Genomic DNA, 6,174 nt, shown 5'->3' with positions numbered 1-6,174 from the left:
CATCATATTTTTTCACCTTTTAAGGCAAGAGAGATTTTAAAGATTGATCTATGAACAATCCTAATATTATTTTAACACAATTTTTATTATTATACTCAAATAATAGGAATTAATTTTAATTTTTACAAATTTTTAATAAATTTATTATAAATACATAGGCATTACAAAATTTATTACAATCATAATAAATAAAGGAATTGTGTATTTTTTTGTTTCTTTTAAATTATCTCTAGTTCCACCGGGTAAATAATGTACAATTGAAGGCGCTAAAATCATTATCCACCAAAGAATTTGAACATAAATTGGTCCTATTGCCATGTGAGAAAATTCTGCAACTCCCGTTATTGCAAAATATGTATAAATAAGGTCAAGTGCAAATAAAATTATAAAAAGTATTTTTCTATTTTTAAACATAATAACTCCTTAAAATAGCCCGAGGAAAACTTGAGCTATTGTCTTACATCGCTATTCTAACCATTGAAATAGTAAATAAAATTAAAACGACTACATAAATTCCCATAGCTATTTTATATCCCTTTGTCCAATTGTCTTTTTCTTTTTTTATCCAAATTAAGTTCAATACAAGGGCAAACAATCCTGGCATAGCCACTAGGATTGGATTTCTATGGTTCTTTGTGAAATCCGACATTGTAATTAAAACAAAAATGTCAAGTATTCGCCAAAAAGCATTGACACGGAATGGATATTGTTTCATAAAATCACCTAACTTTTCCCTTTTTATACTAAGAATTCTCCTTGCATAAAATGACAAAATAAAATTCCCATTAACAATACAATAATTAAAAGTATATCAGACGGTAAATATTTTAAATTATTTCTCTTTATAGAGATAATAACATCGATAATCTTATACAATAAAAAACACCTTAATGGTATAAGAAAGGCATTTATATTCAATGTCGCTTTATAAAATTTATCGCTGGCAATATTTGTTAAAACAATTACTACCGCCTCTATTAATTGCTTTTTATTAAATCTATCATTAGTCACTGTACTAAAACCTATCTTTTCCCTTTGAATATTCATAAACATCAATTTTTTACTTATTGTATTATAAAGCGCTGGTGTTTCAGCAGAAATATTTTTCTAATTCAATTCTTTTATTTTACTTCTTACAAAATAAGAACTTAAAAAATATTAAATAATATCTCAATGAACAATAAAAACATTAATTGTTTTCTTCATCACTCTCATTGAAATAATTTTTTGATAACGTTATCTTAATTTCATATTACTCCTTCACCTTAAAAAAAAATCAATATTTTTTTCTTCATTCAATTAAATTGAAAACCTTATCTAAATTTTCTATTATATCCCTTGCCCTTAGGCTTGTCTTTGAATTTTTCTTCGCATAAATATCTCCAGAAAGCCCATGAACATACACTGCAAGTTTAGCTGCATCAAATAGAGAATAATTTTTCATAAAGGCAGAAATTATCCCAGTCAAGACATCGCCTGATCCTGCCGTTGCCATGCCAGAATTCCCTGTATTATTTACATAAATTTCATCGCCCTTTGTAACAATTGTATTGTGCCCCTTTAAAACTAAAATGACTTTATGTTTTTTTGCAAAATCAAAGGCAACTCTCTCTCGATTATTTTTTATTTCATCTAAAGATAGTCCCGTGAGCCTTGCAAACTCTCCTTCATGTGGAGTTAAAATTGTTGTAAAACCCTCTCTCTCATCTAAAAGTTCTAAATTTTTTGACAAAATATTTAGTCCATCGGCATCTATCAAGAGATTTTTTTTCATTTTTATTACTTTTTTAAAAACAGCTTTTGCATATTCGCCAAGACCCATGCCTGGACCCATGGCTACGCAGTCAAGCCCTAATAAAAATTTTTCCATTTCATCTAAGTTCGAAAAAGTTTTTGCAATGGGCTCTAGGAATTTTATAGACATAAGGTCAAAAATTTCTCCTGGCACAATATTATACACAAGACCTGCTCCTGCTTTTAGTGCTGCATTTGAAGATAGATAAGATGAACCTGTCATGCCAAGAGAACCTCCTACTATGGCTATTTTCCCAAAGTCGCCCTTGTGTGTGTCCTCTTCTCTATTTTTCCAAAGGGATTTTATTTTTTCATCTAAAATTATTTTTTCTTCTATACTTTCAGTAAATTTTTCGCAAGCTAATTTTGCAATTGCAATTGCGTAATTCCTCTCGTGGCTAATAGATAGATAAAATTTTTGGTCAAAAACTTCTGCATAGGGTGTATCTTTTATGTATTTTATTTTTATATCGTGAAAGGAAATTTTGCCTATGCCAGTAGTCATTGCCTTTGAAACTGCTTCCTTTGCCGCATACATCCCTGCAATTCTCTCGTAAGGATTTTTTCTCTTACTTATTCTTTCTATTTCATCTTCGTTAAAAACTTTTTGGAGAAAATTTGCGTGCTCCTTTATTACTTTTTCTATTCGTTTTACTTCTACAATATCTATCCCAATCAAAGTTTCACCCCATTTGACAATTTATTTATTTTCGATTATTATATCATAAATAGTATGAATATAAGACGGAGAAGATATACAGTAAGCGAAAGCTGAATTACAATATTGGAGTCTATTAATTTTGGAGGCCTCGGCGAAGAAAGGTGGTACCACGAATGCGTCCTTTCATCGTGGGGCTCTTTTTATTTTTTTGGAGGAATTATGGAAAATGTATTTGATGTTTTAAGCGAGAGAGGTTACCTAGATCAATGTACTTATGAAGATGAATTAAGAGAAATGCTAGGTAAGGAGCCTGTTACTTTTTATGTTGGCTTTGATGCAACTGCAGATTCACTAACTCTCGGCCACTTTATTCAAATTAGGGTAATGCAACATATGCAAAGGGCAGGGCATATTCCAATAGCTCTACTTGGCGGTGGAACTACAACTATTGGCGACCCATCTGGCAAGAGCGACATGAGAACTCTCATGGACAGGGAAACTATTAATTACAATGCTCAAAGATTTAAGGAACAAATTTCTAATTTCTTAGATTTTTCTGAGGGCAAGGGCATTATCGAAAATAACGCAGACTGGCTTTTGAAATTAAATTTCTTGGATTTCGTTAGAGAAATCGGCGTTCATTTCTCTGTAAATAGAATGCTACAATTTGATTGTTACAAAAATAGAATGGAACAGGGACTTACTTTCTTTGAATTTTCTTATATGCTTATGCAATCCTACGACTTCTTATATCTTTACAGAAAACACCACTGCAAGCTAGAAGTCGGCGGTTCAGACCAATGGTCAAATATCCTTGGTGGATATGAGCTCGTTAGAAAATTAGAAAATGACAAAGTTTATGCAATGACTTTTAAACTTTTAACTACTGCTGCTGGAATCAAAATGGGCAAGACTATGGCTGGTGCAATTTGGCTTGATCCAAAAAAGACTACTCCTTATGAAATGTTCCAATATTTGAGAAACTGCGACGATAGAGATGTCATTAAATTTATGAAACTTCTCACAATGCTTCCTCTCGATAAAATTGCTGAATACGAAAAATTAGAAGGTGCTGAATTAAATAAGGCAAAGGAAGTTTTGGCTTATGAAGTTGTAAAGGATATTCACGGAAAAGAAGCTGCAAAATCTGCCCTCGATGCTTCACATTCACTTTTCGGTGGCAAAAAAGATTCTGATGACATACCTTCAACTGAAATGTCCTCAGATAAATTCAATGAACCTGTTGGGATTTTAAATTTAATGACTGAACTTGGTCTTATTAAAACAAATTCTGAAGGTAGAAGACTTATAACTCAAGGTGGAGTTAGCATTGACGATAAAAAAGTAAGTGATCCTAAGCTTGAACTTACTAAAGATGATTTCAAAAATGGAGAAATTATTATTCGAAAGGGCAAAAAAGTTTATCACAAAGTTATTTTAAAGTGAGGTTAATATGAATATAGAACCAAAAAAAGTTTTTGATTATTTTGAAAAATTATCACAAATTCCTAGAGAATCTGGAAAGGAAAAAGCAGTCTCTGATTTTTTAAAAAAGTTTGGAGAAGATGCTGGCTACGAAGTTACACAAGATGAAAGTTTAAACATAATTATGGAAGTTCCAGCCACAAAGGGCATGGAAGATAGACCTAAAGTCATACTCCAAGGTCATATGGACATGGTTTGTGAAAAAGACAAGGATTCAAATCACAATTTTGCAACTGATCCCATTGAATTAATAGTGAATGGCGACAAACTTCACGCAAATGAAACTACACTTGGTGCAGACGATGGAATTGGCGTTGCAATGTCAATGGCACTTGCAGAAGAAGAACATGGCCCACTAAAAATAATTGTAACTGTGTCCGAAGAAACTGATATGCACGGAGCGAAAAATCTTGACGCAAAATATCTCGAAGGCAAGTATTTAATCAACATAGACTCCGAAGAAGAAGGCATTTTAACAGTTTCATCTGCCGGCGGAAAATTGCTACACTCAAAATTTAAACCTGAAATGGAAGATTTTTCTGGCGAAGCTTTTGCACTTAATCTACATGGATTTTTAGGCGGACACTCTGGAATGGAAATTGCAAACAACAAGGGCAATATGATTAAAGTTATTGCAGAAATTTTAAATAAATTAAGTTGTGCAAATTTAATTGACATAGACTGCGGTACAAAACAAAATGCAATCCCAAGAGAGGGAAAATTTTCTATTGTATGCGACGAAAAAGAACTAAAAGATGCCACTGAATACGTCAAAGAAAAATTTAAAAATGTTGATGGAGAACTTATCATCGAATGTGAAAAAACTTCTCACAATGGAAAAGTTTTGACAGCAGAATCTAGTGAAAAACTTGCAAAATATTTACTAGAACTCCCAACTGGACCTCATTCCTTTATAAATGAAGAAAAAAAGGTTCTTGAATCTTCATCAAATCTCGCAATAGTAAAATTAGTCGATGGAATTGTAGAAGTTTTCGTATCATTAAGATTTGCAAGCTCATCACTTTCTGAAAAATTTGGGAAAATTTATCTAGACATCGTTAAAAAATATGGAGCTAAAGCAGAATTTATAAATCCATATCCTGAATGGGAATATAGAAAAGAATCTAAATTTAGAGAAATTGTAAAGAAAATCTACAAAGAAATGAAGGGCACTGAAATGGAAGAAGAATTTACTCACGGCGGTCTTGAATGTGGAGTATTCTTTGAAAAAAATAGAGATTTAGACATTATTTCCATTGGTCCAGACATTAGTGGAGCTCACTCACAAAAGGAAACTCTTTCAATTTCTTCAACTAAAAGAGTATACGAACATCTTAAAAAAGTTTTGAAAGAAATTTAATAAAAATTGCGGCACGATGTGTCGCTTTTTTATTTTAATTTTAAAAAAAGAAACCCCTAGAGGTTTCATATGTAAATTCAAATAATAGCTTATAGATTTTTTATTGCGATAACTTCGTTTTCGTTTAATATAAGTTGGTCAGTAAGTGCTTCAACAATTAATAGCCCTCTGCCGCTACAATTCTTTTTTGTACAGTCATATAGAGATGTGTCAAAATTCACGCCTCTGCCTTCGTCTTTTACAATTATCTTTAAAGAATTTTCATCTAAAAGTAATTTTAGACAAACTTTTTTGTTTAGGTCTTCTTCATTGCCATGCATGGCTCCATTTACAACAAGTTCATTTAATATAACTTTTATATCAAATAATTTTTCTTGGTCATCTATAAATGGGTCTAAATCCATTATCGCAGAATCCAAGAAATTTTTTATTAAAGATAAGTCGCTATTGACAAATCCCTTAAATCTATATAAAGTATCCATAATTCTCACTCCATTTATTAGAAAATACCCATTATCTTTTTATTTTAAACTTTAATTAATATGTGTGAATTTATTAATTTTAAAATTTTACTGTATTATATTTAGCAATTTGTTATAATGGAACTAAGCTTGTATTGCAAGTAATTTTATTAGGAGGAAGATCAAAATGAAAAAATATGAATGCACACTTTGTGGATATATATATGACCCTGAAGTAGGCGACGAAGAAAATGGAATCAAAGCAGGAACTGCATTTGCTGATCTACCAGAAGATTGGGTATGTCCACTTTGCGGAGCTGAAAAATCAGATTTCGAACCAGCTGAATAATTATATTAATGAAGGCAATATGCCTTCTTTTTTTATACAAAAGACCTCTTTATATAAGTAAAAA

The 6,174-nt window shown here is 31.4% G+C and carries 7 protein-coding genes; 3 read left to right on the top strand and 4 right to left on the bottom strand.

The features are described 5' to 3' along the window. Window positions 1-144 precede the first annotated feature (144 nt). From MR285_RS05770 to MR285_RS05760, 3 genes are all read right to left on the bottom strand, one after another. Complete coding sequence (locus tag MR285_RS05770; RefSeq protein ID WP_293558944.1) at window positions 145-414, bottom strand: hypothetical protein; 270 nt, start codon at window positions 412-414, stop codon at window positions 145-147. A gap of 43 nt (window positions 415-457) precedes the next feature. Then, the gene (locus MR285_RS05765; RefSeq protein ID WP_293558942.1) at window positions 458-715 is read right to left on the bottom strand and encodes a hypothetical protein; all 258 of its coding nucleotides are present in this window, start codon (window positions 713-715) and stop codon (window positions 458-460) included. A gap of 576 nt (window positions 716-1,291) precedes the next feature. Further along, window positions 1,292-2,473: an NAD(P)H-hydrate dehydratase gene (locus MR285_RS05760; protein WP_293558940.1), complete on the bottom strand. Its 1,182-nt coding sequence runs from the start codon at window positions 2,471-2,473 to the stop codon at window positions 1,292-1,294. 201 nt (window positions 2,474-2,674) lie between these two features. On the opposite strand from MR285_RS05760, the gene tyrS reads away from it, so the two are divergent. Together tyrS and pepD are read left to right on the top strand one after the other, a co-directional pair. Next, entirely contained in the window at window positions 2,675-3,901 is a 1,227-nt protein-coding gene (gene tyrS / locus MR285_RS05755; protein ID WP_293558938.1) for a tyrosine--tRNA ligase, read from the top strand. A gap of 7 nt (window positions 3,902-3,908) precedes the next feature. Beyond that, window positions 3,909-5,300 (top strand): beta-Ala-His dipeptidase, encoded by a 1,392-nt coding sequence (gene pepD, locus MR285_RS05750; protein ID WP_293558936.1) that lies wholly within the window; start codon window positions 3,909-3,911, stop codon window positions 5,298-5,300. Between the two features lie 89 nt (window positions 5,301-5,389). Here the strand turns inward: pepD and MR285_RS05745 are convergent, their stop codons facing one another. Next, window positions 5,390-5,782, bottom strand: coding sequence for an ATP-binding protein (locus tag MR285_RS05745; RefSeq protein WP_293558934.1), 393 nt, complete (start codon window positions 5,780-5,782; stop codon window positions 5,390-5,392). Between the two features lie 166 nt (window positions 5,783-5,948). Between MR285_RS05745 and rd the strand changes: the two genes are divergently transcribed. Next, entirely contained in the window at window positions 5,949-6,110 is a 162-nt protein-coding gene (rd, locus tag MR285_RS05740) for a rubredoxin (protein WP_293558932.1), read from the top strand. Window positions 6,111-6,174 lie beyond the last annotated feature (64 nt).

The sequence above is a fragment of the Peptoniphilus sp. genome, from assembly GCF_022767005.1.
In the GTDB taxonomy this organism is placed as follows: Bacteria; Bacillota; Clostridia; order Tissierellales; family Peptoniphilaceae; genus Peptoniphilus_A.
Note: the sequence above shows the minus strand (reverse complement) of the source record. Positions and strands in the feature narration are given on the sequence as shown.

Excerpts from the sequence above, each read along its gene's own strand:
- tyrS (WP_293558938.1), top strand. The coding sequence starts at position 2,675 with ATGGAAAATGTATTTGATGTTTTAAGCGAGAGAGGTTACCTAGATCAA.
- MR285_RS05745 (WP_293558934.1), bottom strand. The coding sequence starts at position 5,782 with ATGGATACTTTATATAGATTTAAGGGATTTGTCAATAGCGACTTATCT.
- MR285_RS05770 (WP_293558944.1), bottom strand. The coding sequence starts at position 414 with ATGTTTAAAAATAGAAAAATACTTTTTATAATTTTATTTGCACTTGAC.
- rd (WP_293558932.1), top strand. The coding sequence starts at position 5,949 with ATGAAAAAATATGAATGCACACTTTGTGGATATATATATGACCCTGAA.
- pepD (WP_293558936.1), top strand. The coding sequence starts at position 3,909 with ATGAATATAGAACCAAAAAAAGTTTTTGATTATTTTGAAAAATTATCA.
- MR285_RS05765 (WP_293558942.1), bottom strand. The coding sequence starts at position 715 with ATGAAACAATATCCATTCCGTGTCAATGCTTTTTGGCGAATACTTGAC.